Origin of the sequence: Lentibacter algarum, assembly GCF_018860975.1 — a bacterium.
Classification (GTDB): domain Bacteria; phylum Pseudomonadota; class Alphaproteobacteria; order Rhodobacterales; family Rhodobacteraceae; genus Lentibacter; species Lentibacter algarum_A.
Genome location: NZ_JAHKQI010000008.1, coordinates 151,843 through 174,956, shown reverse-complemented (window position 1 = coordinate 174,956; position 23,114 = coordinate 151,843). Strand labels below are relative to the sequence as shown.

Sequence of the window (23,114 nt, the reverse complement as noted above, 5' to 3'; positions counted from 1 at the left end):
GGGCAAAGTGAGAACATTTCAATGTAAATTTTCATTTGCCTATCATCACACGCAAATGGTTAAGGTATCGTTTACGGCCATTGAACTGACAAAGGGTTACAAATGCTCATCTTTTCGAAAGCAAAACTGGTGCTCTTTTCTGTTCCCAAAACCGGAACAACAGCAATTGAAACTGCACTTTCGCCGCTCGCCTCAATTGCAATCACCGAACCACCTGAGCTCAAACACGCCCCTGTCTACCGCTACAATCGCTTCTTCAGGCCTATGGTTGAGAAGTTTATTGGCGAAGATGTCGAAACGATAGCTGTCATTCGTGAGCCCGTGAGTTGGCTCGGAAGTTGGTATCGCTATCGGCAGCGCAGCTTTCTGGATGGCAAAACCACTTCGACCAAGGGGATGAGCTTCAATAGTTTTGTTGAAGCCTACCTTCATGATGAGAAACCCTCGTTCGCCAATGTCGGGGCGCAGTCGAAGTTCGTAGAGCCGCGGCCGAATGGCACCTCTATCAAACGCTTGTTTCGTTACGAACATTTGGACGATTGCATAACATACCTGGAAGACAGGCTTGGGCAGAAAATCGACCTGCCCAAAAAAAACGTTTCGCCAGCCAGCGAGCTTGACCTGACCACCGACATCGAAGCACGTTTGCGCCTCGAATGTGCCGCAGAATTTGATTTGTGGAACTCGATCAGCTGATGCTCTCTTGTTCCAACAGCAGGTTCTGCACGGTAGAAGTGAGCTCTGACAACGAAAATGGTTTCTGCAAGAAGGCCGCTTCCGGCACGCCCGGGCCGTTCTCTCCAAACACATCCTCAGCGTAACCTGACATAAACACAACTTTCACATCCGGGCGTGTCTTCATTGCTTCTCGCACCCAGCTCGGGCCATCGAGACCAGGCATAACTACATCCGTCACATATGCTTCAATTTGCAAACTGCTATCGCTCAAGACTTCTAGCGCTTCTTCGCCGCTTGATGCTTCCATGACACTAAACCCACTCAAGCTTAGCGCGCGGGAAGCAAACGCCCGCACAGGAGCTTCATCTTCAACCAGTAAGATCACTCCACCATCATTCTTGATATGCGTCTCATGGCTCTGCTCCACGTCAAGTACAGCAGGCGCGGTTTCGTCGGGCACATGCTCGGGAAAAATAAGTGTAAAGCAACTGCCCTTACCTTCTTCGCTATCAGCAAAAATAAAGCCACCGGTTTGCTTTACGATGCCATATGCTGTTGAAAGTCCCAACCCGGTCCCTTCGCCTGTGCGCTTGGTGGTAAAGAACGGCTCAAATATTTTCTGAAGCTTATCAAGCGAGATTCCTGATCCTTGGTCCATCACCTTCACTGCAACATACTCGCCGGCTGGCACTTTTGCGCGGTCTCGCTTCAGGGGTTGTTCCAGCACAAGAGGTTGTGTGGAAATTGTTATCTTACCACCCGCTTGCATAGCGTCGCGCGCGTTGACAACAAGATTCATGACAACTTGCTCTATCTGGCGTTTATCTGCACGAATAGTGTGGCTGCCTGTCACATGTTCAAAGTCTAACTGAACTTTCTCGCCAACGAGCCGATTCAGCAAATGTGTCAAATCTGACAGCGTTTCCTGAACGTTTATCGTTTGCGGTCGTAGGGTTTGCTTACGTGAGAACGCGAGAAGCTGGCTGACCAAAGCAGCGGCCCTGTTTGCGTTTTGGCTGATTTGCTCCAGATCAGCATAATCGGAGTCGTCTTCACTCCGGCGTAGCATCAGTAGATCACAATGACCTGAAATGGCCGTTAGCAAATTGTTGAAATCGTGTGCGACCCCGCCTGCCAACTGCCCGATCGCCTGCATCTTCTGGCTTTGCACAAACTGCGCCTCAAGCGTTTTAAGTTCGGTGGCATCATTCAAAACAGCGACAACGACATCCTGCCCGTCCTCGACTGCTGGCTTCAACACGACTTGTACAAAAGTTTCGAAATCATCCCGTCTGACCTTCAAAAACTCCGATTGGTGGCTAACGCGCCCGCTTGCAGTGTCTTGCAACCAGTCCCGGATAGACCGACCGAGACCTTCTAGCAACGTCGACAAGAGTTCTCCGTCAACTTCATTTCGCCCTAGTAGGTCGCGGGCCATGCGATTCGAGCTGGTGACCCGCCCATCAGGGCTAAGCTTAAGTAACGGCACTGGCAATTCATCAAAAAAGCGCATGTTTTCGGGGAGCTCAACATGCCTCTGCGGAGTTGGAACCAGCACGAGTTCACGCCGCCCTGCACTTCCTGCTAACTCGGCAACCACACAAGGCACGTTGCCGCTGGCAGTGCTAACGTCATGCACTTTGCCGGGTGTGATTGGCAAATCTACAAACACTCTATCAAGTGTTTTGACACGTTCCCCAACCATGCGACGGGCAACTTCGTTCATGTAGAGCACTGTGTCGTTACGCCCCACTGTCAGGATGGGTAGTTTCTCAAAATTGTCGCCAGCAGCGGACCCCGCATTTTTGGGCAGTTCTTCAACCCGCCAAAGTGTGCCGCCCTGCGTAAGCGCATGGCAAGACAGGCGCAAATGCCCTTGCAGCGTCACAACATCTTCTCGGGCAGCACCAAGTTCATTGGCTTTGATCGAAAGCCTTGTAACGATCGCTGACGGGTTGCTCAGCACCGAAGCCAACGTTGCTATTGTGGTTTCTTGTGTTGGGTCAAACTTTTCTTGAGCAACTTCATTGCGATACCAGATCGCGCCAACTTCATCAGCAACAAAGCATGCCGCTGAATCATGACAAACAAACTCCGCAATGGTGCGCTGAGCTTTACTGTTAGAGCTGCGAAACCGGAATGCAACCAAAGCACTCGTCACCGCAAGCAAGAGCAGCGAGCCGCCCATGGCGCTTGCCGTAATCACGACGCTGTGGCTTGTCGCAGCAAAGGCGGCAATGAATGCAAGCGCCGATACAGAAAGTAACACCCATAGCTTGGGTACCAACAGGAGTGAAACACGGGCCATGCGACCAGGCGTGAGTGCGATGTTCGCCAAAATGGAAGCCTCCGGAAACGCGAATCATGATCAACACCAATCCTAGGGCGATGATCTTAACTGCAGATTAAGGAGATTTGAGATGAAATACACCCATAAGGTGTATTGCCGTCAGTTTGATCGCGTCAAAATTGCAACGAAAAAGCCGTCGCCACCGTTCCTCATTGTCCAGCTTTCTTGCTTCTGGCACTGCCACTCAGGATTGTTAGCGCAGAATTCAGCAGCAAGCTCTTCATTCTCGCAGCTAAGAACTGAGCAGGTTACATAGGCCAGAACCCCACCTTCAGTCACCTTATGAGCCGCACTCTGTAAGACTGAAAGTTGTGTTTTCCTCAACTCGGCAAGGCTTTCAGCGGTTAAACGCCACTTGCTCTCGGGCGAGCGGCGCCATGCGCCACTTCCGGAACACGGCGCGTCACACAAGACAACATCAAACGGCGCGTGATCAGCCAATGCATCCGGTGCAACAACAGTCACTGCCGCACCAGCGCGCTCTTTGCGAACCGGTATGTCACGCATACGGGCTTCATCAATATCATGCGCGTAAACAGTGGCATCGCAGCGCGCAGCAATGGCCAGACTCTTGCCGCCACCGCCTGCGCAGTAGTCCAGCACACGCGTCACGCCTTCAAGCGGCAGAGTGTCAACTACAGCTTGGCTGGCCGCGTCCTGCAGCTCAACAAGGCCCTGCGAAAATGCATCACTGAGAGCAACTTTGCGTGCTCCTTCAAGCACTTCAAGCGCGGTTTCTGACAAGGCATGCGGCTGTGCAACTATGCTCTCCTCAGCCAACGCCAAAACCGCAGCCTCACGGTTTGTTTTACGCGTATTCACCCGCAAAAACACCGGAGCCCGTTGCTTGAGAAGGGCTGCTTCCTGCTCGGCGCCGTCACCAAGTGACGCTTCGAAAACGGGCCACAACCAGTCAGGAAAATCGTTTTTAGCGGCAACATCAACAGGCGCATGCCCGCCTGCCAACTCATCCTCGGTCAAAGGCTTGGGCGCATAGCCTTCACCTGTAAACATGCTTGCCGGATCTATGCCTTCGGCACGCAAAGCTCCGATCATTAAAGCGCGGCCTGTGGGCGCATCATCAGCCGCCCCGCCAAGAGCAGCGTAACTACGCAAAGAGCGCAATGCCTGAAACACATGATCGCGGATTGCAGCCCTGTCTTTAGAGCCAGCATAACGGTTTTTGCGGCCCCAAGTTGTCAGGCTCTTTTCGGCGGCAGTTCCGTCGATGATCAGATCAAGGATATCGGCGGCCGCGGCCACGCGTGCTGCTGGTGTCATTACATGCCTCGATAGTTGGGGGATTCGCGTGTGATCTGAACGTCATGCACATGACTTTCCTTCAACCCCGCGCCCGTAATGCGAACAAACTTGCAGTTGCTACGCATGCTTTGCACGGTTGCTGAGCCCGTGTAACCCATAGCCGCACGCAGCCCGCCGACAAGTTGGTGAACAACTGCCCCCGCACTACCTTTGTAAGCCACCTGCCCTTCGATGCCTTCTGGCACGAGTTTGTCGCTGGCGGCGTCCTTTTGGAAGTAACGATCAGCCGAGCCGCGCGCCATCGCGCCGAGGCTGCCCATACCGCGAAACGACTTATAGGAGCGCCCTTGATACAGGATCACCTCGCCTGGGCTTTCGTCGGTTCCGGCGATCATGCTGCCAACCATTGCACAGGACGCCCCTGCCGCAATCGCCTTGGCGAAATCGCCTGAGAACTTGATGCCACCGTCTGCGATTACCGGAATATCACCCGCCGCCTTGGCACAATCCATGATCGCTGTGAGCTGTGGGACACCAACACCTGCAACCATACGTGTGGTGCAGATCGACCCCGGGCCAATGCCAACTTTGACAGCATCTGCTCCGGCCCCGATCAGCGCTTTTGTGGCCTCGCCTGTGGCGACATTGCCCGCGATAACCTGAATATCGCTAGAAAGCGCCTTAGCACGTTTCACCGCTTCGATAACGCCGTCAGAGTGCCCATGCGCCGTATCAATCACCACGATGTCACATCCGGCATCGACCAGTGCCTCGGTGCGTTCAAACCCGCTGTCGCCAACACTGCTTGCCGCTGCAACGCGCAAACGCCCTAGATCATCCTTGCAAGCTGTCGGGTTGAGCACCGCTTGCTCGGTGTCTTTGAGCGTCAGGAGGCCCGTAAGCTTGCCCTTTCCGTCATGCACAAGAAGCTTTTCGATCCGGCGGGCGCGCATCAGGCTTTTAGCTTCTTCCAAGTCAGCTGGTTCAGCCAACATCGCAAGGTCATTCGTTGTCATCATTGCCTGCACGGACGTATCATCAGAGGTGGCAAACCGCATATCTCGGTTTGTCAAAATGCCAAGCACGCGCCCTTCCTCGTCAACGACGGGAAAGCCGGTGAAGTTGTAGCGTTCAACCAGTGTTTTAGCGTCAGCAAGTGTCTGGTTCGGCGTCAATGTTACGGGGTTGTAAACAATACCGCTTTCGAAACGCTTAACGCGCCGAACTTCGCGGGCTTGCTCGTCGACATTCAGGTTTTTGTGTATAACGCCCATGCCGCCCGCTTGCGCCATTGCTATGGCCATACGCGCTTCTGTAACTGTATCCATCGCCGAGCTGAGCAACGGTATGTTCAGCGCGATAGATTTTGTCACAAAAGTACGGGTATCAGCGGTCGAGGGCAGCACGCTAGACGCTCCCGGAACCAACAAAACATCATCAAAAGTGAGGGCCTCACGAATCTCCATAGCGCTTCTCCTAGCTTGGCGTCGTTTGGCGGTTTCCTATTTCATGATTGCCAGGGATTTGAAAGACCCAATCAGGCTTTCGATGCATTGGTTTTTGTGGCCAGCGTTCCCTTGAGCCACATCTGGATGACTTTTGCCGCCACCCAAGGAACAAAGAATGTCGCGGCAACCAACACAACCACACCGATGATCTTCACCAACAGGCTGCCCGTCGCGGCACTATAACTCAAAAACAGCACTGCACTGGCTGTCATCGGAAAGGTGAAAGCCCCCCACAGCGGACTAAATCCGCTCTCCATGATCCATCGCAAACTTATGAGCAATGCCAATAAGATGAGCGCAGCAATGCATGTGAAAATGCTTGCCATAACCGGCATGATCGGAAACTGATCGGCGGGAAAGCCGAGCGCCACGATACCAAACAGACTTGCAGGCGCGAGATGTATTGCAAGCAAAGGACGCAGAGGGGCTGCTGGAGAGGTTCTTATCAGCTGCACAAGGCTTACTGCCCAAATGCCAAGCGCCATCAGCAGAGCTCCGCAGAACACGACTTGCGACAGGCCGAACTGACCGAGAGCCGTGCCCGACACCGCCGCAACGATAAACCCGACAAAACTCAGGTGCCAGATTGGCGTAACGTTCCGTTGTTCTTTGGGGCCGGTTGCGAGAACATAAATGACCAAAACAGCCAAGCAGGCATGAAAAAACAGCGCAAAATACATGAGCTTGATCGCCCCTGCGGCTGACAGAGGTGCAAACCCTGCGGCCAGCGCCGAAAAGCACACACCAAGGGCAGCGACACCGCCGCGCCCGGGGAGGATGCGCATATCATCAATGAGCACACTAGGACGGCGTAGCGCCTTGATAAGGTAAGATAAAGCGGCCCCCAGGAAAAGTGTGGCAACAGCCCCGAGGAGCATTTGGGAGACAGCCAACGGAACCACCGACACAAGTGCTCCGGCGCGCCATGCAAGCGCCAGCCCGAAGAGCCCGAGGATGATGGTGAAGATCGCAGGAGGCGTTTGCCGACCGATATTTGAAAGCTTGCTCATGTCACTATCCTTGAAAGAGTTTCTCTCTCATAGCATGCTCGGAAGAGAAGCCCATAGGCCGCTGCGTCGCACCCCTTGTTCTCTCAAGTTCTGCGCTCAGATTACCTGCAAAAAGTGGAGAAAAACATGAGCGATCACGGCTATGAAAACGGGCGATTGAACCTGCCATTTGTCGGAATTTCAACCTTCGCCAAGCGGCCCTATGTTCAGGATTGGGACACCATAAATGCCGATGTCGCGATCCTCGGTGCGCCCTATGATTTCGGCACACAATGGCGCTCGGGCGCTCGCTTCGGGCCACGTGCCGTGCGGGAAGCTTCAACCTTGTTTTCTTTCGGCCACGCAGGAGCTTACGACCACGAAGATGATGTAACTTACCTGCCCGGAAACGTGCGAATGGTGGACATTGGCGATGCCGACATAATCCACACTGACACGCTCAACTCTCACGCAAATATCGAGGCCGGAGTGCGAGCTATTTTGAACGCCAATGCCCTGCCTGTCACCATCGGTGGGGACCACTCGATCAACATTCCTTGCATCAATGCCTTTGAGGGGCGCGGTGACATCCATATCTTGCAGATTGATGCCCACCTCGACTTTGTTGACGAGCGCCACGGCGTGCGGTTTGGCCATGGCAACCCGATGCGCCGCGCTGCCGAGAAGCCCTATGTTAGCGGGCTCACGCAAGTCGGGATTCGCAATGTCAGCTCTACAGCCAAAGAAGGCTATGTAGACGCGCGCAAGATGGGTTCTGACATCCTCTCTGTGCGCCAGACGCGTGCCCTTGGGCCAAAGCAAACTGCCGCACGTATCCCAGCGAAATCAAAGGTTTACATCACGATTGATATCGACGCTTTTTGCCCGTCTATTGCACCGGGCACAGGCACTCCGAGCCACGGCGGCTTTCTTTATTATGACGTTCTGGAGCTGCTGCAAGAAGTGACCAAGAACCACCAGATTGTCGGGATCGACCTTGTCGAAGTGGCGCCGGATTATGACCACTCCGGCAGCACTGCGATCCTCGCAGCGCAGGTTTTGCTCAACTTGCTTGGCTTCATTTGTCACCAAAATCCACCCGGTTAACCTTTGCCGTAACTGACAAAAGCCACTGTGACTCGCGTGCATACCACAGTGCATACCGCAGTGCATAATGCGTGCTGACAGTTTTGCGCCGTTATGCGCGCTTTCCAAATCTTAACGAAGCGCTCGTTGCCGCCTGCTCCTAACCTTTTACTGGCGGCTTGGGCGCATAGGCCTCTAGCACCTGCTCAACGTCATTCTTGCTGACATATGCGTTGTCGGCCTTAAGACAGCCTGTAAGTTTGCCAGCGTCGGGTTTTTCTGGACGTTGGCCTTTTTTTGGCCGCGGCATGCAAGCTTTCAAGACGTCTTCGCTGACGTTCAGTTTGTCGGCCATTCCAGCAGTGTCTGGCGCCGGTGGCCGACCGGAAAGCGCGCGGTTTTGAGCGCTGACAACCAGCGGAACCGACACTCCGAGTGACAGCGCAATGACACAGGCGGTGAAAGGGGTGATCTTGCTCATTTTGACCTCTTGTTTTTAGGGCCGTTTTCCTGCCCGACACTCTTCATACGACCAGAGCCATGTTTTCTGTCGCTGATTTTGCCGCGGATTGTCAGATTTATGCCGTGTCTTGGCTTTCCCCTGCCTGTTTAGGCGTCTAGTCTGCCCAAAAACGCGGCGTCAAAGACAACGCAAAGACACCTCAGGAAGTTGATCAATATGAGCAAAGACCCTCTCGTCGTTTTCACCCCTTCTGGCAAACGCGGCAATTTTCCTGTTGGCACCCCTGTCTTGACAGCGGCACGCCAGCTCGGCGTTGATCTCGACAGTGTTTGCGGCGGTCGCGGGATATGCTCGAAATGTCAGATCACGCCTTCTTATGGCGAGTTTTCAAAGCATGGTGTGACAGTTGAAGACAACGCGCTCAGCGCGTGGAACGCTGTCGAGCAGCGCTATGACGACAAACGCGGGCTGATGAAAGGCCGTCGCTTGGGGTGTCAGGCAACTGTGCAAGGCGATGTGGTGATTGACGTGCCGCCGGAAAGCCAGGTTCACAAGCAAGTGGTGCGCAAACGTGCCGAAGCGCGTGACATTACTATGAACCCGACTGTGCGGCTTTATTATATCGAGGTTGAAGAACCCGACATGCATGCGCCAACAGGCGACTTGGAGCGCATGGCAACTGCCCTCAAAGAGCAGTGGGATGTTGATGTGAGCCGCGCCCACCCCAATGTGCTGCGCGAATTGCAACCTGCCCTGCGCAAGGGCAACTGGAAGGTGACTGTTGCGGTACATGATGGTGGCCGCGAGACCGCCCGTCCGAGCATTATGCAAGTCTGGGCGGGATACTATGAAGGCTCGGTTTATGGCGTTGCGGTTGACCTCGGCTCAACCACCATTGCGGCGCATTTGTGTGATTTGCAGACCGGTGAGGTTGTCGCTTCATCCGGCCTGATGAACCCGCAGATCAGGTTTGGAGAAGACCTGATGAGCCGTGTGAGTTATTCGATGATGAACCCCGGCGGAGCCGACGAGATGACCGCCTCGGTGCGCGAGGGCATGAATGCGCTGTTCACCCAGATTGCCTCTGAGGCCGAGATCGACAAAGCCCTGATCATGGACTGCGTTTTTGTTTGCAATCCGGTTATGCATCACCTGTTCCTCGGCATTGATCCTTTTGAGCTTGGGCAAGCACCGTTTGCGCTGGCAACGTCTGACGCGCTCCGTCTTGAGGCGCGTGATCTTGACTTGGTTCTGCACCCCTCGGCGCAGGTGTATTTCCTGCCCTGTATCGCTGGCCATGTTGGTGCTGATGCCGCCGCGGTCGCGCTTTCTGAAGCGCCTGACAAGTCGGAAGACTTGGTTCTTGTCGTAGATGTTGGCACCAACGCCGAAATCCTTTTAGGCAACAAAGACAAGGTCTTGGCTTGTTCATCGCCCACAGGCCCCGCCTTTGAAGGCGCGCAGATCACCTCGGGCCAGCGGGCTGCTCCGGGGGCGATTGAGCGGGTTGAAATTGATCCGGCCAGCAAGGAGCCAAGGTTTCGTGTTATCGGCTGTGACTTGTGGTCAGACGAGGCCGGATTTGACGCCGCAATCGCCACAACCGGCATCACCGGTATTTGCGGCTCCGGCATCATCGAGGCCGTCGCCGAGATGCGTATGGCCGGCTTGCTTGATGCTTCTGGCCTCATCGGATCGGCGGCGCAAACCGGCAGCGAGCGTTGCATCGCCGACGGGCGCACCAACAGCTATGTAATGTGGGACGGAACAGCCAACGGCAGCCCCAAGATCACCGTGACCAACCCCGACATTCGCGCCATCCAGATGGCCAAAGCGGCGCTCTATTCGGGCGCGCGACTGCTGATGGACAAGCTCGGCGTTGATACGGTTGACCGCGTGGTGCTTGCAGGCGCGTTCGGCGCGCATATCAGCCCCAAACACGCGATGGTTTTGGGGATGATCCCTGATTGCGCTCTGGACAAGGTGACATCAGCTGGCAACGCGGCGGGCACAGGCGCGCGCATCGCCCTGCTCAACGTTGAGGCGCGTGGCGAGATCGAAGCCACGGTGCGCAACATCCTGAAGGTTGAAACCGCAGTCGAGCCACGCTTTCAGGAGCATTTCGTCAATGCTTCGGCGATCCCCAATTCTGCCGAGCCGTTTCCCATTCTGGCCAGCGTCGTTAGCCTGCCTGATGTCAGCTTCAACACCGGCGGTGACGGTGAGAGCGGCGGCGGGCGCAGGCGCAGGCGGCGCGGCTAGGCACGATGGTTTCAAGCAGCACCTTCAAAGTAATTCTGTTGCTTCTGGTTGGTCTCATGGGGCTTACCGCTCTGCGCATCGGCGCACCCGACGCGCTCGGTGTTGACGCTGTCTCGGCTGACTACATGATCTTTCACCAAGTTGGCGAACTTGCCAACGAGGGCCGTGCTGCGCTTGCCTATGACGCGGAGGCTTTCAAGGCGCATCAACTTGAACGCACCGGGTCTGATGTGTTTATGACATGGACATATCCACCGCAGTTCAATTTGCTGACACAGCTCATGGCGCTGTTTCCTGTCTGGCTGGGGTATTTGCTGTTTAGCGGCTTAAGCCTTGCGTTTTTCGTCTGGTCAGTGCTTCGGTTTTCGTCCGGACGCATGGCTTTAATGCTGGTTTTACCTGCGATCGTTATCAACTTGCTCACGGGGCAAAACGGCTTTCTCACTGCGGGGATGATGGCCTTGTTCGCGCGTTTTGCGCTTGCCCGGCAGAGCACTTCGGCGGGCGTCACGCTCGGGCTTCTCGCTTACAAACCACACCTCGGGCTGGGCCTCGGACTGGCGGCTTTGCTGCGCGGGGGTTTTCGTATGGTGGCCGTTGCCTGCCTGACGCTCGCGGTCTCTTTGCTGCTGGTCACGCTGGTCTATGGCCCTGACATCTGGCGCGCTCTTCAGGCCAGTGTCGAGCAGTCGAACACGCTGTTGCAAGCCGGACAATACAAGCTTGTGCGCATGAGCACCCCCTTTGCCTTGCTCGCCTCGCTCGGCCTTACAAGCGGTGCCGCTCTTACGCTTCACTTTGCATGTGCACTCGCTTCGCTAGGGGCTGTTGCCTATGCGGCGCTGCGGCGCTGGCAGCTTGAGCACGTCCTCGCCCTCGGGATGATCTCTGGCGCTGCGCTCAGCCCATATGCATATGACTATGATCTCTGCCTGCTGGCCCCTGCCCTTGCACTTGTCTGGCCAGATCTTACGCTCACCCCCCTTGAGAAAACCCTGCTCACATTTGCCACGCTTTTGGCGACCGGATTTGGCCTGCTGACAGTCGTTTTCTCTGCCCCCATCAAGCAGCTCGCATTTGACTTGCCCGCACTGGGAGGCCTTGGGTTGATACTGCTACTCGCCATCACGCTCATCGGCCTCAGGCGCACCAAGCTCGCTTGACCGCGCCGACCACAAGCGCTATCTCGCCAGTCAGCGCACCGCGGGCATGATGTAGTGGTAGCCTGTCAGCTTCCCAAGCTGAACGTGCGGGTTCGATTCCCGCTGCCCGCTCCAACGCAGTTCAACTCCCGCGTTGGAACGCACCTCACCTTGCGATGACAATATCCGCGCGCAATCCGCCCATCTCGCTGCTTTCGCCGAGCCGCAACATGCCCCCGTGGGCACGGGCGACATCGGTGGCTATCGAAAGCCCCAAGCCGACACCGGAGCCGCGGTTCTGGTTGCGTGAGGCGTCAAGTCGCGTGAAAGGCCGCTGCGCTTCCTCGCGTTGTTCGGCTGCAATGCCTGGCCCGTCATCTTCAACCCGTATGCGCAAAGCCCGCTCTGTCAGAGCGACCGAAACCACAGCATTGGTGCCGTAGCGCACTGCATTGCCGATCAGGTTCTCAATGGCGCGGCGGATTCCGACACGGCGCAGGGCCAACTCGCCCTCGCCCTCAAACTCCCCGAGTTGCACCGGCATACCCGCGCGCTGGCAATCGTCTACAATACCCCGCACCAGCGCTATTGGGTCGCTCATTTCCGGTTCGCCTTCATGCGCGCCCTTGGCAAATGACAGGAACTCGTCGAGCATCCGTTGCATCTCCTGCACATCACGCTCAAGCGGCTCGCGGTCTTCATCGTCAAGCAATGACAAGCCAAGTTTCATGCGCGTCAGTGGCGTGCGCAGATCATGGCTTACGCCCGACAACATCAGCGTGCGCTGGTCGATCGCGCGTTCGATACGATTGCGCATGTCTAGAAAAGCATGCCCCGCCGCACGCACTTCAACGGCGCCGGAGGGCTTGTAATCGATCACATTTCCGCGCCCGAACGCCGCTGCTGCCCGCGCAAGCCGCTTGATCGGCCGCAGTTGATTGCGCAGATAAATGTAAGCGATCACTGTCATCAAGATGCCGAAGAATACCATATTGACCAACAGCTGATGCGGGTTGAGCGCCGACACGCGCGCCCGTGCGAATGTGAGTTCAGCCAGCCCTGCTCCGGTTTGCACGTAGGCATGCACCTTACCGCCGTTTGGCAGATCAACGGCCTCAAGAGCAGGCAGGCTTTCGTGCAACTCACGCTTCACCACAATACCGGCAAAGTCATACCAACGGCGGCGGCTCATCCTGTTGTCTGGCGCCGGCATTTGCACGTTGATATGCAAGGGCGCCGCTGCATTGCTCTGCCCGCTCGCCTCAAGCTCGGACACCACAAGCGCAAGCTCAAGCGCCATCGAACGGCTCATCTGGCTGGTAACTTCCTCGAAGTGGCGCTGGATAAACACGATCGAGACCACAAGCTGCAGGCCAATGATCGGCACAATCAGGATCAGCGCAGCCCTTCCATAGAGCGAACGCGGCATATACTGTTTGAGCCAAGCGAAGAACATGCCTATTCCTAGCCTTAGTGACCGCAAGAAGGAAGACCCATGAACACCCCACTTAGCGCCCCGGATGATTTTGATCCTGTCATCGGCCAGCCCCAGCAACTTGACGACGGCTTGCGCCGCGTGGTTGCTGACAACGCCTCACCGATGACCTACCGCGGCACCAACACCTACCTCGTTGGCGAAGGCGATGTCGCGGTGATCGATCCTGGCCCGTCAAGCGAGACACATTTACAAGCCCTGCTGGGCGCGCTTAAGCCAAAGGAACGTATCAGCCATATCTTTGTCACACATTCGCATACGGACCACTCCCCGCTCGCCAAACCACTGTCACAAGTGACAGGCGCGCCAGTGTTGGCCTTTGGCGACAGCAAATCAGGCCGTTCTGACACCATGAACGATCTGGCAGCCCAAGGGCTTGCAGGCGGAGGTGAAGGCGTTGACGAAGGCTTTGCTCCCGACATCATGCTGGTTGACGGCGAGTCAGTGCATCACGGTGACTGGGCTTTGACGGCCCTGCACACGCCCGGGCACTTCGGCAATCATCTCAGCTTTGCGATGCGCGACATGGTGTTTTGCGGTGATCTGGTGATGGGCTGGGCGAGCTCGCTTGTCAGCCCTCCTGACGGCGACCTCACGGCTTTCATGGCATCGTGCCGCAAGCTGGCCACGCGAGACTGGCGGGTGTTTCACGCCGGTCATGGCGCACCGATCGAAGACCCTGAAGCGCGTCTGAACTGGCTCATAGAGCATCGGCTGGGTCGCGAAGCGCAGATTTTGGCGGCACTGGAAAACAGCCCCGCAACGGCAGAGGCTCTGGCACGTCAGATATACACCGAAACACCGCCAGCCCTGATCCCAGCAGCGACGCGCAATGTCTTTGCACACCTTATTGACCTGCACATTCACAAGCGCGTTTCAGCCGCCCCGCAACTGAGCGCCGAAGCGGTGTTTGCCCTCGTTTAGGACGTGCATATCTTTTTGGATAAATAGCAACAAAAGCCTCTAGACGCGCAGGAGTGCTGTTGCTATATCCCCCAGACATTCCGGCGTAGCTCAGCGGTAGAGCAGTTGACTGTTAATCAATTTGTCGTAGGTTCGATCCCTACCGCCGGAGCCAATTAACTACTTGATAGTTAAGTAAAATGGGCGAACCTTCGGGTTCGCCTTTTTTGATTTTTGCAACGATTTTGCAACGCGTGACGCTTTGGGCAGTTACAGCTATTTGCATTTCGCTTCAAACGCTTGACCACAATGCGCTGACTGGTCAACATCGGGTTCATGAAAACCACGACAGGAAAGTCTAGGCGATCACCGCGCTACAGGACGCCCAACTTCCGCGAGAAGCATATGCACAATGTGACCGTCGATTCTGACGGCCGTGTATTTCTGTCCGACCAGGAAGCCAGCCCGCTGACTGTCGATGAACGATTCCACTTCTTCCAAGAGGTGCTTGACCCCGACGACTGGGAAAAGGTTCGAGTATTTTACGCACTTCCGAAGAAGCGGCGGCGCTCGAACAAGTCGGGCGGTGTGCGCCGCCATGAAGGGTATGTGATCGGACTACATCCGAAACGCCCTATCAATGACATTCAGGACGAACGCGGTAAGGAAGCGGGCGAGAAGTCGTGGAAGATGCCAGCCTACGGCAAGGCGCTTGAACGGATGATTGAGAAGGACATAGCCGCAGGTGGGGAGGCACCTAAGACGGATGACGAACCCTCAGTGAATTGGCCCGACAAAAAGGTCGCCAATCCGTTCGAGTCGTCTGACGACGACGTGCCGTTCTAGAAAGACCCGAAACATGTGCAACCTCGCGGGTGTTATTCGCCTTCCTCAACCTCGACCGACGCTTCCCCGCCCAACGCCACATAGCGTCGCTCTGCAAGCCATTGTAGCCGCTTAGCTTGGGTCAACAATACCCGTCGTAGCCCACCTTGCACCTTCCGCTCCGAGATGACCTGCGCCAGACGCGAGATGATCAAGGCTCGCCGTGCAATGCGGAAATCAGGGTGCGACCTAATCTTGTGAACCTCGTCCGAGACAAGTCGATAGCGAAGCGATGGGGGTTTCGTCACGGCTACTGTCGGTGCAGGTGGGTCTTTTTCATTTAGCACCGCTTTGAAAGTGCTGCCTGCAATCGCCTCTTGATAAACAAGGTCCTCAAGGGCATCCAAATGCGCTTTGGCGGCAACATCAGTTGCGCCTGTTTTCTGAAACTGCGGTAGTGGCCAAACTTCGACCTCGTAAACCTCGAACGGGTCAAGCACCGACATTGCAACAGCATCTGTCCGCTGATTTGTCAGGTGCCGCCTAATTCGGGTACTTACTTTTTCTTTCGTCTGGCCGACGTAAATAGGTTCTCCGTCGTAATCGAAGAAAGCATATACGCCCCATTTGAAGCCGCCTATTACGCGCGGCTTCCCTGTGATCGGATCATCGAATTTCTGGGTTAGAAACTCAGCCAAATTGGACCGAAGATCTTCGGTTTCAAAAGGTGGGAAATTTGTATCGTCGGGATTTCGGTCAACCATGACCGATACTTACTAGAAATCAGGCAACCAAAGCGAGTCGATTCCGCTTTAAGAGCGGTTCAAAGATCGCCTCTGCAAGGTGACGAACGACCGGAACGGCAACGCCATCGCCCGCGAGTTTATAGGCGTCGTTGTAGCGTTCAGGTAGGATATAGGTTTCAGGCAGGCCCATTAGGGATGCGGCTTCGCGCGTTGACAGCAAGCGCGAGCGAACCTTGCTTCCCTCTACCAACATGATTGTCTGACGGCTTGAACCGCCAGCAGGCGTGCGTAGGCACCCAGCAATCTGGTCAAAGCGCACCTCTGCCCGCTGCCGCTTCACACCATCAGCGTCCGCGCGCGTGCGCCTGTAGATCGTGCCCACCACCCGCTCTTCACACTGCTTGGCCGCTTCGACTTTCTTGCGGTTGTGGTCGGTCATCATGTCGAGCAGGTATTTGGTTTCTGCTTTCGTGTGCCACTTTACACCAGTCGGCTTGTCTTCGATCAGCGAAGCAAGGTTTGTGTTCCGAGCTGGCGGTGTTGGCAGGTTCCACCAACGCCAACGCGATGCTGCTGTCTGCGAAAGCAGGTTGCAACCTTCGATAAGCGCGGGCGGATGCCACATCGCGCAAGGGCCATCTACTGTATGACTTTCCGGGATCGTCAAGTCGCCCCGAACACCTACCATGAAGAAGCGCGGACGGGATTGCGGTAGGAAGTGCACCGCATCGACGACGACAGCGCCGAACCTATACCCAAGGCCCGAGAAGGCAGCGGCAAGTGTTGCGAAGTCTCGACCGCCATTGCTCGTGATCGCCCCGTAGACGTTCTCTAGTGCGATGATCTTGGGGCCGCGACCATCGGCGTGAAGTGACCGCATCAGTTTCCAGAACGGTTTGAACATCCCGCTACGCTTGCCCGCGAGGCCCGCACCATTGCCAGCAAGCGACAGGTCTTGGCATGGAAATGAGGCCCACACGAGGTCAGGCGACCCGGGTAGTTCGTCTAATGTGACCTGAGCAACGTCCTTTAGCAGCAGTTCCTTGCCGCCATGATGGTTGGCGCGGTAACTCGCTGCCTTCTTCGCGTCTATGTCGTTCGCGAACAGGCAATCCCAGTTCGACCCGAGACCAAACCCGGCCATGCCGCCACCTGCAAAGAAGTCGTAGTAATTGAAACCCATCATCTCGTCGTTTTTCTCGTCATTTTGTTTATCACGGGATCAAGTCCTAACTGCCCAGCCTTTATGTCTCGTGAAAATCAGTAACAGCATATCTTGTGTCGGACGAGAAAAAAAGCGCAACCTGTGTTGCCATAACGCTGATTTTTTGGTACCAAGGCTCAGGCAATCCTGCCGTCCGGGGTCATCGTGCCCCGCAACATTGGTCCGTCGTGGCCCATGGAGTACTCAAGAATGGCTATCAAACCATATCGGTTTGAGGTGTCCGAAGCGCGTAGCGTTAAACACCCCACCCTCCCAAACATCGTCAAGCACACCTTCTTGGTCCCTGCACGCCTCTTCCCAAAGGACGTCCCGACGGGCGCAAATTTGCGCGACCCTGTTGGTATGAACCGGCAGGTGTATAAGGACGTAAAAGCAAGCCTCGAAGGCAAAGAGGCACTGCCAGGCACCTTCGACCTGTTGAATCTGGGGATTACCATCATTGCCGAAGACATCGAGGTGATCGACAAGCGGGTCTTCGACGTCATGATTGATGATGATTACGGTATCGCCAATGGCGGCCACACCACCCGGATCATTTACGACTGTCAAGAGGATGATTCGATCGGCGAAGGCCAGCACGTCGAAGTCAAAATCATCACCGGGCTAGAAGGTGGAGAAAACCACACACTGCGTGTGGACATCGCAAGAGGGCAGAACACTGGAATTTCTGTGCAACCTCGGTCGATCTTTGAACTTGATGGCGCGTTCGATAGCCTCAAGGAAATCGTGAAGGATCAAGACTGGGCAAACGATATTGGTTTCAAAGAGTCAGACAAGAAGGACATTGACGTCCGAGAACTGGTGTCTGTTCTTGAACTGATGAACGTCACGGATTTTCCTGTTCGTGAGTCTAAGCATCCAATTGCGGCCTATGAGAAGTGGTCAACGCCGCTGATGAAGTATGGTGACGACTTTAAAGAGCACAAGAAAACTGGCGAACCCAGAAAATACGCGGCCTTTGAACCTCTACTGATCGAAACTCTTGTACTATACGATCACATTCGCCGGGAATTTCTCAAGGTTTACAATGAGACCGTCAAAGGCCGCGCCGGAAACCTGAGGATTGTGGAGAAGGCTCCTCCAAGCAAGGGCCGACACAAGTTCCAATATGCAAAACTGGACGACCACGACCAGCGTTTGACCAAGGGGGCCGCTTACCCAATTCTGGGCGCGTTTCGAAATTTTGTTTCAATCAATCCGGACACCGGATGCGCTGAATGGGTTGGCGGTTTCGAGAACGTTCTTGCTTCTTGGCGCGACCTAGCGCCTGAGTTGGTTTCAGAAACTAAACAAGCAATTAGTGACATCGGTAATGCGCCGGATTCGCTTGGTAAAAATCGAAACCACTGGGCCAATTTGTTCAAATCGGTGCGGCTGCATGTAATGCAGCAGCAATTGGACACAATGGGTTGAGGAGCTTAGGCATGAACAGCCAAGAAAACAAACTCCTGATCAAAATCGGAAAGCACTTCGAAGCAAATGCAAGCGGCAACATTGCCGTTGGGGCCGTATTCGTGATCGTCGTTGCGCTCGTCGCAGTGGGCTTTTCGTTTCTTTAAACCGCTGCGGCGACCACTACCCGTGGTCGCCGCAAATCCCCGTCAGCGAAGGTGGTTATGGTCGGTGCCCCACGGTTATGCCCAAAACCCCGCATTACCGCAGAGCTGCGCAGTTCATCGCGTTCGCTCGTCGAGTTCACGGTGTTACGTCCCACGCGGTTGCCAAGAGTGCGACGACAGACGTCAATACCACCCGCGCAGCGTGTGGGTCGTGACCATCTTCGGGCGCAGATATTGCGACGCGAACGCGCCGACGATTACCGCAATCCCCAAATCCCCGTGACCGCCTGCGGATCGTGACTGCGTGATGATCTGATTGCCTGCTGCTGTGGTCTGCAACGAGAAGGAGGCTAGGTCGGATGCGATCTCGTCGCGCAACCGCAAGTCATGTGCAAACTTGAGGTCGCCTGAGGCAAACAGCACGGACAAGTTTTCGATCATGAATGTCTTCCCCGCGTTGACATACCGCGAGCTTTCCTTGCGCCATGATTGGCCTCCGGTCATTTGCACGGCGTGGTGATCGACTGATTGATCCCAGAGCATGTCCGATACGACGCGTCCGAGCGACGTGCCGTCGATCACAAGTTCAGACTTGCCACCAAACGGCGGCGCGTTGCGCAAGCGGATCAGGTAATCGCAGACATCGACATAGGACACGCCACGGAAGCGATCAGCGTGTACGATTGAACGGTGGCGCGGTCCCACGATGACCTTCGATCCGTCAACGATGGGCAGCGCCTCGTCTTTGATGACTGCAACGGCGGTGTAGTCATTTGCCTGCCCGAGGTCAGCGGCAACCCAATAGTTTTGGTGTCCCGTGACCCGTTCGATGGCCGGGTCTTGGTTTGTTTCATTCACTACGCGCCCGTCAGGCAGATAGACGAGGTTGAGTGCGTTTTCGTAGTTCACATCTTGGGACATATTGCGCCCTCCGTGCTTATTGCGTTTTCGATGATTGAGAAGTCGAAGTAGCTGGTGCCATCCGAAAGCAGTTCGCACTCGATCTCTTGGCGGAATTTGGTCGCGGACAACGTGCGACGCATCCGCTCCACTTTGTCTTTCAGTCGCGGGATGTCCGTGCCTTTGACGACAATGCGGTGAACACCGTCACCCGGCTTTGCGTCGAGGAACAGACGCGCGAAATAGTTGTTTTTGCCCGCAGGCGTTGAGCTAAAATAAACTTGCCCTTTTTCCGTCAGCATTGGCAGGACGCCCGCAATCAAGTCTTCGCCGCCGCCATCGCCTTGCAAGAAAGCGCATTCGTCAATGATCAGGCACGATACCGATGGATAGCCGCGAATAGTGTCCGACGTGGACGGCAGCGCGACGACACGGGCACCGTTCGACATTTCGAGTTCGGTCAGCGTCGAGCGCGTGATGACCAATTCGGTGCGCTTCAACTGTCGCCCGATTTCTCGCGCGATGATCTTGGCTTGCCGCTCTGCGGGCGCAACGCAGATGGTCAATGAATCCGGGATGTGCAATTCTTCAACCGAGCGCGCGGCCAGCACCGAGGTCTTGCCCGCCTGACGACCGACCCGCAGGGCGACTTCCGTCGCCTGCGTGGTAAAAGCGTCGATCTGCCAAGGATCAGGCTCATGACCGATCCAATGGCGCAGACGCGCAGCGGGATCGAGCGAGCGTTCAAGCTCTGCGCACCACGGTATGAGGGCGTCAAATGGCATTTTTACCGCCCTGTCTGACAGGCGCGGCAACACCCAGATGAATATCGCGGGGAGATGTGCCCATTCGCGCACGGCTTGCCCGTGAAATACTTGGCTTCCCCTTTTGCGGCGCGGCGGGTCGCGGGCAGTTCAACCCATTCGGGATGCCTTGCCGAGTTGGCGGCTTCCAAACGCCTTGCATGGTCGCGAGCGTAGTGATCCCAGCCGAGGAATTCTGAATGGGGCGACTTCAAAGCACAGCCTCCTCTTTTGTGACGCTGAGAACGTGTTGGCGCATGTGTTTGAGAAGGACGGGCTGAGCTTCGGGGACCTCGTCGCACACCGCGCGAAGGATGCTTTTCATCGTGACCCATTCGGGTGATTCCGCGAGAGTAACCGAGACGGACAAACTGGTTGCCATCTTGCCGTGCATTGTCGCGATGTCTTTCAACACTTTCCGCAAGCCATCCATTGCGGCCAATGCAAAGCCATCGTCGCCAGCTTCCTCGGCTTTCGTGATCAGCTTTTCGACGCGACGCGCAAGGGACTCATATGAGCTGCCAACGTCCAGCCGCTCTTGGTTCAGGAATTGAGTTGTTTCGTCGATTGGTTCGATTTTGATCTGCCCCGCAACGTGACGGCGCATTTCTTCCGTGATGTGATCCTTCCGAAACCGATCAATTGTCGCCGGATTCAGCCCGACACGCTTCGCAGTCTTGGCGAATGACGGTGCACCGGGCACGCCCAATTCGCGTTCGATAATCGACCGAATGATCGAATTCTTGTCAGGGTGATTGAGGATCGTGTTGGGCCGACCGCTGCCTTTGTTACCTGCCATTGTTCAGTTGCCTCCTGATACGTCGGTTGAGGCACGGGGCGGTTCGCCCGTATCGTCGCCATACCAACGGATGCGGTCGCGAAGACCCACCCACTCACTCTCGGAGACATCAGCCAAATGGTCATGAACGCGATTTGCGAAATCTTCACCGACGCCCGACCCAACGAGGTCGTTGCGCAACTCACCAAACCCGATACCGCCAAGGTGGAGCTTCATCATCGCGGCCAGCGCGGCGATTGCGGCTGATATGGGATCGCCTGCGGGATCAAGTTTCTCCGCGTGATTTAGCAGCAGGCACGCCCCTGTCGGTGAGACATAGGCGTGGTCAACGCCAAGCACGACCTGATAGGCGTACTGCAAGCAGGCGCGATCAATCGGGCGCATTGGCTTTTTCCATCAATGCAAGTTTTGTCCGCATGTGCTGCGGAAGATCGTCGGCGTTGTCCCACGACTGCACGTTGAACCCGTCAGCCCGCAGTTGGCGGTATTGACGCGTATCTGAACGCATTACATCGCGGCGCATATAGGCGACTTTTTGGTCATCGTCGCGGATGAGTGTGGTTTTCAGCGACGAATCGATTTCTGTGCGCGATGAACGGCGATGCGTGTCGTCGGCGGCGGTTGGATCAACGATGGTCAGTGTTGCGCCTGCTTTTTCTGCTGCCGCTTTCGCCTCGCGGTATTTGCTGGGATCACGCGCTTCTTCGCGTGTCAGACTGTGTGAGGGTTTCGTTCCGCGCATATACCAATTGCCATCGTCACCGGGAACGAGTCCGGCGTTGGCCATCTCGGCGATTTTCTCGGGCGTAGGTTGCGAGCTTGCTTTACGTTCCAAATCCTTTTTTTGATCCAGCACACGCCCGTTGAACTCGTGCAGTTTGTCGAGGCGGGTGTTTTGGTCGTCGATTTGGGTGTTCTGTTTAACGACGGTCTCGGTGAGCGCACCCACCTGTTTAATCAACGCCTGAATTGCGGCGGTCGTTTCATCGGCCATTTTATCGTCCTTTCGTAACCAAAGCGAACGCGACTGGTGGGCCGCGTCCGTTAAGCTGGTTAAGGACGACAAATTCACCAATCCGTCGAAAGCAAAATACAATCCAAGGATGAATGGTTACACCGAAGAAGCAGGTAGAGTGTGGGGGTGTTTAAGGTGGAGCCAGCGCTCGCGGGCAAGATCGACCTGCGCGGCGTGTTGCTCACTTGTTTCCAGTGTGAAGGGGTGCAGGTCGGCGTTGCCTTCAAGCCCTTCGACGATGCGTTGGGCGGCAATGTCACCATCAAGACCCAAGAGCCCGAACAGTTCGCCGCGCCATCGGGCATGTCGGCCATTAGGGGCGGTTAGGAAGGTTATTGCTGCGTATGCGTGGTCGTCGCCGGGGCCAAGCATGTCGGAATATGCTTGCGAGATGATGGCCGCGACAAACGCGCCCTCAGCCGTGCCCGTCATTCCATCCACGGCTTTCTGCCGCCGGGTTCGATGTGGACGATTTTGCGGGCAACGATCAGGTGTTCAGCGACTGTCATCTCGTGCTTGTTCGGCACGTCCTGCCAATCGACATAGACGCGTGGTGGGGTGTCGAGGCCAATGTGCATGGTCCACACGCCGTGGACGCGCAGGCCGCGGTCACGGAGTGTGCCGCGCGTCAGCGACAGTTCACGCCATAGGGGTGCAACGGTCATGTCAGGCATTGAGCTGATCGACCACAGAGGCGATGTGCTGCCACGGGATCGGGAACGAATGGGGATGCACTTCGACGGTTACGCCATCGGGTTGAACCAAGACGTTATAGGCATCGCGGTAGATGTCGCCCTGATCGGGGTTGAAGGTCGACTTGAGGTCGTCAGCGAAGGCGGCTGCGTCGGGCACACCAAGGTTCGACGTGGTGTTCATGCGGGTATAGGTGAGCGTGACTGCTTCATGCTCGTCGATTGTTGCGGTAATGGTCATTGTGGTCGTCCTTTCGGGTTGTGATCGCGCACACCCGGCAGGCAAGGCCAAAAGGAAACAGCCACAGGGTCACCGGGTGCGCGCAGGAGTGGCGCGTTTCATCGGCACGCCATAGGCTCAGCATGAATTGCGTATCATCCGCTGTCGGGGCGTTGGTCTGTGGAATGAGG

Annotated in this window: 24 protein-coding genes and 2 tRNA genes; 10 read left to right on the top strand and 16 right to left on the bottom strand. The window is 56.0% G+C overall.

Features of this window, described 5'->3' with window-relative positions; translation table 11 throughout:
- Window positions 1–102: 102 nt before the first annotated feature.
- On the top strand, window positions 103–696 hold the full coding sequence (locus KO498_RS10210) for a sulfotransferase family 2 domain-containing protein (protein WP_215959799.1): 594 nt from the start codon (window positions 103–105) through the stop codon (window positions 694–696).
- Here KO498_RS10210 and KO498_RS10205 read toward each other — a convergent pair.
- From KO498_RS10205 to KO498_RS10190, 4 genes are all read right to left on the bottom strand, one after another.
- Window positions 689–3,016 carry a PAS domain-containing hybrid sensor histidine kinase/response regulator gene (locus KO498_RS10205; protein WP_252731381.1) on the bottom strand — a complete coding sequence of 776 codons (2,328 nt, stop codon included), beginning with the start codon at window positions 3,014–3,016 and terminating at the stop codon, window positions 689–691. The two genes, KO498_RS10210 and KO498_RS10205, sit on opposite strands and share 8 nt — an antisense overlap.
- A gap of 111 nt (window positions 3,017–3,127) precedes the next feature.
- Entirely contained in the window at window positions 3,128–4,309 is a 1,182-nt protein-coding gene (locus KO498_RS10200) for an RsmB/NOP family class I SAM-dependent RNA methyltransferase (RefSeq protein ID WP_215959798.1), read from the bottom strand.
- The gene (gene guaB, locus KO498_RS10195; RefSeq protein ID WP_215959797.1) at window positions 4,309–5,757 is read right to left on the bottom strand and encodes an IMP dehydrogenase; all 1,449 of its coding nucleotides are present in this window, start codon (window positions 5,755–5,757) and stop codon (window positions 4,309–4,311) included. Before guaB ends, KO498_RS10200 begins: the two co-directional genes overlap by 1 nt.
- Before the next feature lie 71 nt (window positions 5,758–5,828).
- The gene (locus KO498_RS10190; protein WP_215959796.1) at window positions 5,829–6,809 is read right to left on the bottom strand and encodes a tellurium resistance protein; all 981 of its coding nucleotides are present in this window, start codon (window positions 6,807–6,809) and stop codon (window positions 5,829–5,831) included.
- 126 nt (window positions 6,810–6,935) lie between these two features.
- Between KO498_RS10190 and speB the strand changes: the two genes are divergently transcribed.
- Window positions 6,936–7,895 carry an agmatinase gene (gene speB / locus KO498_RS10185; protein WP_215959795.1) on the top strand — a complete coding sequence of 320 codons (960 nt, stop codon included), beginning with the start codon at window positions 6,936–6,938 and terminating at the stop codon, window positions 7,893–7,895.
- A 139-nt stretch (window positions 7,896–8,034) separates the two neighbouring features.
- Here the strand turns inward: speB and KO498_RS10180 are convergent, their stop codons facing one another.
- On the bottom strand, window positions 8,035–8,355 hold the full coding sequence (locus tag KO498_RS10180) for a hypothetical protein (protein WP_215959794.1): 321 nt from the start codon (window positions 8,353–8,355) through the stop codon (window positions 8,035–8,037).
- Window positions 8,356–8,553: 198 nt separating this feature from the next.
- On the opposite strand from KO498_RS10180, the gene KO498_RS10175 reads away from it, so the two are divergent.
- The 3 genes from KO498_RS10175 to KO498_RS10165 all read left to right on the top strand — a co-directional run bounded on the left by KO498_RS10175 (window position 8,554) and on the right by KO498_RS10165 (window position 11,876).
- On the top strand, window positions 8,554–10,599 hold the full coding sequence (locus KO498_RS10175) for an ASKHA domain-containing protein (RefSeq protein WP_215959793.1): 2,046 nt from the start codon (window positions 8,554–8,556) through the stop codon (window positions 10,597–10,599).
- Between the two features lie 38 nt (window positions 10,600–10,637).
- Window positions 10,638–11,762, top strand: coding sequence for a glycosyltransferase family 87 protein (locus tag KO498_RS10170; protein WP_215959792.1), 1,125 nt, complete (start codon window positions 10,638–10,640; stop codon window positions 11,760–11,762).
- 40 nt (window positions 11,763–11,802) lie between these two features.
- Window positions 11,803–11,876: transfer RNA gene (locus KO498_RS10165), tRNA-Gly, on the top strand.
- Window positions 11,877–11,907: 31 nt separating this feature from the next.
- Here the strand turns inward: KO498_RS10165 and KO498_RS10160 are convergent.
- A complete protein-coding gene (locus tag KO498_RS10160) occupies window positions 11,908–13,197 on the bottom strand; it encodes an ATP-binding protein (protein WP_215959791.1) in 1,290 nt (429 codons plus the stop codon).
- A 39-nt stretch (window positions 13,198–13,236) separates the two neighbouring features.
- On the opposite strand from KO498_RS10160, the gene KO498_RS10155 reads away from it, so the two are divergent.
- The 3 genes from KO498_RS10155 (at window position 13,237) to KO498_RS10145 (ending at window position 14,985) form a co-directional block, all read left to right on the top strand.
- The gene (locus KO498_RS10155) at window positions 13,237–14,160 is read left to right on the top strand and encodes an MBL fold metallo-hydrolase (protein WP_215959790.1); all 924 of its coding nucleotides are present in this window, start codon (window positions 13,237–13,239) and stop codon (window positions 14,158–14,160) included.
- Window positions 14,161–14,239: 79 nt separating this feature from the next.
- Window positions 14,240–14,314 (top strand) — tRNA-Asn (locus KO498_RS10150).
- A gap of 161 nt (window positions 14,315–14,475) precedes the next feature.
- Window positions 14,476–14,985, top strand: a complete 510-nt coding sequence (locus tag KO498_RS10145; protein ID WP_215959789.1) for a hypothetical protein — start codon at window positions 14,476–14,478, stop codon at window positions 14,983–14,985.
- A 32-nt stretch (window positions 14,986–15,017) separates the two neighbouring features.
- Here KO498_RS10145 and KO498_RS10140 read toward each other — a convergent pair whose 3' ends face one another.
- On the bottom strand, window positions 15,018–15,728 hold the full coding sequence (locus tag KO498_RS10140; protein WP_215959788.1) for a GIY-YIG nuclease family protein: 711 nt from the start codon (window positions 15,726–15,728) through the stop codon (window positions 15,018–15,020).
- Window positions 15,729–15,747: 19 nt separating this feature from the next.
- Window positions 15,748–16,893, bottom strand: a complete 1,146-nt coding sequence (locus tag KO498_RS10135) for a DNA cytosine methyltransferase (RefSeq protein WP_215959787.1) — start codon at window positions 16,891–16,893, stop codon at window positions 15,748–15,750.
- A gap of 231 nt (window positions 16,894–17,124) precedes the next feature.
- Here KO498_RS10135 and KO498_RS10130 point away from each other — a divergent pair, with 231 nt between their 5' ends.
- Window positions 17,125–18,348, top strand: a complete 1,224-nt coding sequence (locus KO498_RS10130; protein WP_215959786.1) for an AIPR family protein — start codon at window positions 17,125–17,127, stop codon at window positions 18,346–18,348.
- Between the two features lie 11 nt (window positions 18,349–18,359).
- The gene (locus KO498_RS18335) at window positions 18,360–18,494 is read left to right on the top strand and encodes a hypothetical protein (RefSeq protein WP_289847832.1); all 135 of its coding nucleotides are present in this window, start codon (window positions 18,360–18,362) and stop codon (window positions 18,492–18,494) included.
- A gap of 183 nt (window positions 18,495–18,677) precedes the next feature.
- On the opposite strand, the gene KO498_RS10125 is transcribed toward KO498_RS18335, so the two are convergent.
- The 8 genes from KO498_RS10125 to KO498_RS10090 form a co-directional block, all read right to left on the bottom strand.
- Entirely contained in the window at window positions 18,678–19,415 is a 738-nt protein-coding gene (locus tag KO498_RS10125) for a hypothetical protein (RefSeq protein ID WP_215959785.1), read from the bottom strand.
- The gene (locus tag KO498_RS10120; RefSeq protein WP_215959784.1) at window positions 19,400–20,179 is read right to left on the bottom strand and encodes a terminase large subunit domain-containing protein; all 780 of its coding nucleotides are present in this window, start codon (window positions 20,177–20,179) and stop codon (window positions 19,400–19,402) included. The genes KO498_RS10125 and KO498_RS10120 overlap by 16 nt, the downstream gene beginning before the upstream one ends.
- A gap of 229 nt (window positions 20,180–20,408) precedes the next feature.
- Complete coding sequence (locus KO498_RS10115; protein ID WP_215959783.1) at window positions 20,409–20,996, bottom strand: hypothetical protein; 588 nt, start codon at window positions 20,994–20,996, stop codon at window positions 20,409–20,411.
- 3 nt (window positions 20,997–20,999) lie between these two features.
- The gene (locus KO498_RS10110) at window positions 21,000–21,380 is read right to left on the bottom strand and encodes a hypothetical protein (RefSeq protein WP_215959782.1); all 381 of its coding nucleotides are present in this window, start codon (window positions 21,378–21,380) and stop codon (window positions 21,000–21,002) included.
- Entirely contained in the window at window positions 21,367–21,990 is a 624-nt protein-coding gene (locus tag KO498_RS10105) for a hypothetical protein (RefSeq protein ID WP_215959781.1), read from the bottom strand. Before KO498_RS10105 ends, KO498_RS10110 begins: the two co-directional genes overlap by 14 nt.
- 117 nt (window positions 21,991–22,107) lie before the next feature.
- On the bottom strand, window positions 22,108–22,452 hold the full coding sequence (locus KO498_RS10100) for a hypothetical protein (RefSeq protein ID WP_215959780.1): 345 nt from the start codon (window positions 22,450–22,452) through the stop codon (window positions 22,108–22,110).
- Window positions 22,440–22,685: a hypothetical protein gene (locus KO498_RS10095; RefSeq protein ID WP_215959779.1), complete on the bottom strand. Its 246-nt coding sequence runs from the start codon at window positions 22,683–22,685 to the stop codon at window positions 22,440–22,442. Before KO498_RS10095 ends, KO498_RS10100 begins: the two co-directional genes overlap by 13 nt.
- On the bottom strand, window positions 22,678–22,944 hold the full coding sequence (locus KO498_RS10090) for a hypothetical protein (protein WP_215959778.1): 267 nt from the start codon (window positions 22,942–22,944) through the stop codon (window positions 22,678–22,680). Before KO498_RS10090 ends, KO498_RS10095 begins: the two co-directional genes overlap by 8 nt.
- Window positions 22,945–23,114 lie beyond the last annotated feature (170 nt).

Bases quoted from the DNA above. Each gene is read 5' to 3' on its own strand.
- speB (WP_215959795.1), top strand. From the start codon at position 6,936: ATGAGCGATCACGGCTATGAAAACGGGCGATTGAACCTGCCATTTGTC.
- guaB (WP_215959797.1), bottom strand. From the start codon at position 5,757: ATGGAGATTCGTGAGGCCCTCACTTTTGATGATGTTTTGTTGGTTCCG.
- KO498_RS10135 (WP_215959787.1), bottom strand. From the start codon at position 16,893: ATGGGTTTCAATTACTACGACTTCTTTGCAGGTGGCGGCATGGCCGGG.
- KO498_RS10110 (WP_215959782.1), bottom strand. From the start codon at position 21,380: ATGCGCCCGATTGATCGCGCCTGCTTGCAGTACGCCTATCAGGTCGTG.
- KO498_RS10155 (WP_215959790.1), top strand. From the start codon at position 13,237: ATGAACACCCCACTTAGCGCCCCGGATGATTTTGATCCTGTCATCGGC.
- KO498_RS10095 (WP_215959779.1), bottom strand. From the start codon at position 22,685: ATGCCTGACATGACCGTTGCACCCCTATGGCGTGAACTGTCGCTGACG.
- KO498_RS10140 (WP_215959788.1), bottom strand. From the start codon at position 15,728: ATGGTTGACCGAAATCCCGACGATACAAATTTCCCACCTTTTGAAACC.
- KO498_RS10180 (WP_215959794.1), bottom strand. From the start codon at position 8,355: ATGAGCAAGATCACCCCTTTCACCGCCTGTGTCATTGCGCTGTCACTC.
- KO498_RS10145 (WP_215959789.1), top strand. From the start codon at position 14,476: ATGAAAACCACGACAGGAAAGTCTAGGCGATCACCGCGCTACAGGACG.
- KO498_RS10120 (WP_215959784.1), bottom strand. From the start codon at position 20,179: ATGCCATTTGACGCCCTCATACCGTGGTGCGCAGAGCTTGAACGCTCG.
- KO498_RS10160 (WP_215959791.1), bottom strand. From the start codon at position 13,197: ATGTTCTTCGCTTGGCTCAAACAGTATATGCCGCGTTCGCTCTATGGA.
- KO498_RS10115 (WP_215959783.1), bottom strand. From the start codon at position 20,996: ATGGCAGGTAACAAAGGCAGCGGTCGGCCCAACACGATCCTCAATCAC.
- KO498_RS10090 (WP_215959778.1), bottom strand. From the start codon at position 22,944: ATGACCATTACCGCAACAATCGACGAGCATGAAGCAGTCACGCTCACC.
- KO498_RS10125 (WP_215959785.1), bottom strand. From the start codon at position 19,415: ATGTCCCAAGATGTGAACTACGAAAACGCACTCAACCTCGTCTATCTG.
- KO498_RS10130 (WP_215959786.1), top strand. From the start codon at position 17,125: ATGGCTATCAAACCATATCGGTTTGAGGTGTCCGAAGCGCGTAGCGTT.
- KO498_RS18335 (WP_289847832.1), top strand. From the start codon at position 18,360: ATGAACAGCCAAGAAAACAAACTCCTGATCAAAATCGGAAAGCACTTC.
- KO498_RS10200 (WP_215959798.1), bottom strand. From the start codon at position 4,309: ATGACACCAGCAGCACGCGTGGCCGCGGCCGCCGATATCCTTGATCTG.
- KO498_RS10210 (WP_215959799.1), top strand. From the start codon at position 103: ATGCTCATCTTTTCGAAAGCAAAACTGGTGCTCTTTTCTGTTCCCAAA.
- KO498_RS10105 (WP_215959781.1), bottom strand. From the start codon at position 21,990: ATGGCCGATGAAACGACCGCCGCAATTCAGGCGTTGATTAAACAGGTG.
- KO498_RS10175 (WP_215959793.1), top strand. From the start codon at position 8,554: ATGAGCAAAGACCCTCTCGTCGTTTTCACCCCTTCTGGCAAACGCGGC.
- KO498_RS10190 (WP_215959796.1), bottom strand. From the start codon at position 6,809: ATGAGCAAGCTTTCAAATATCGGTCGGCAAACGCCTCCTGCGATCTTC.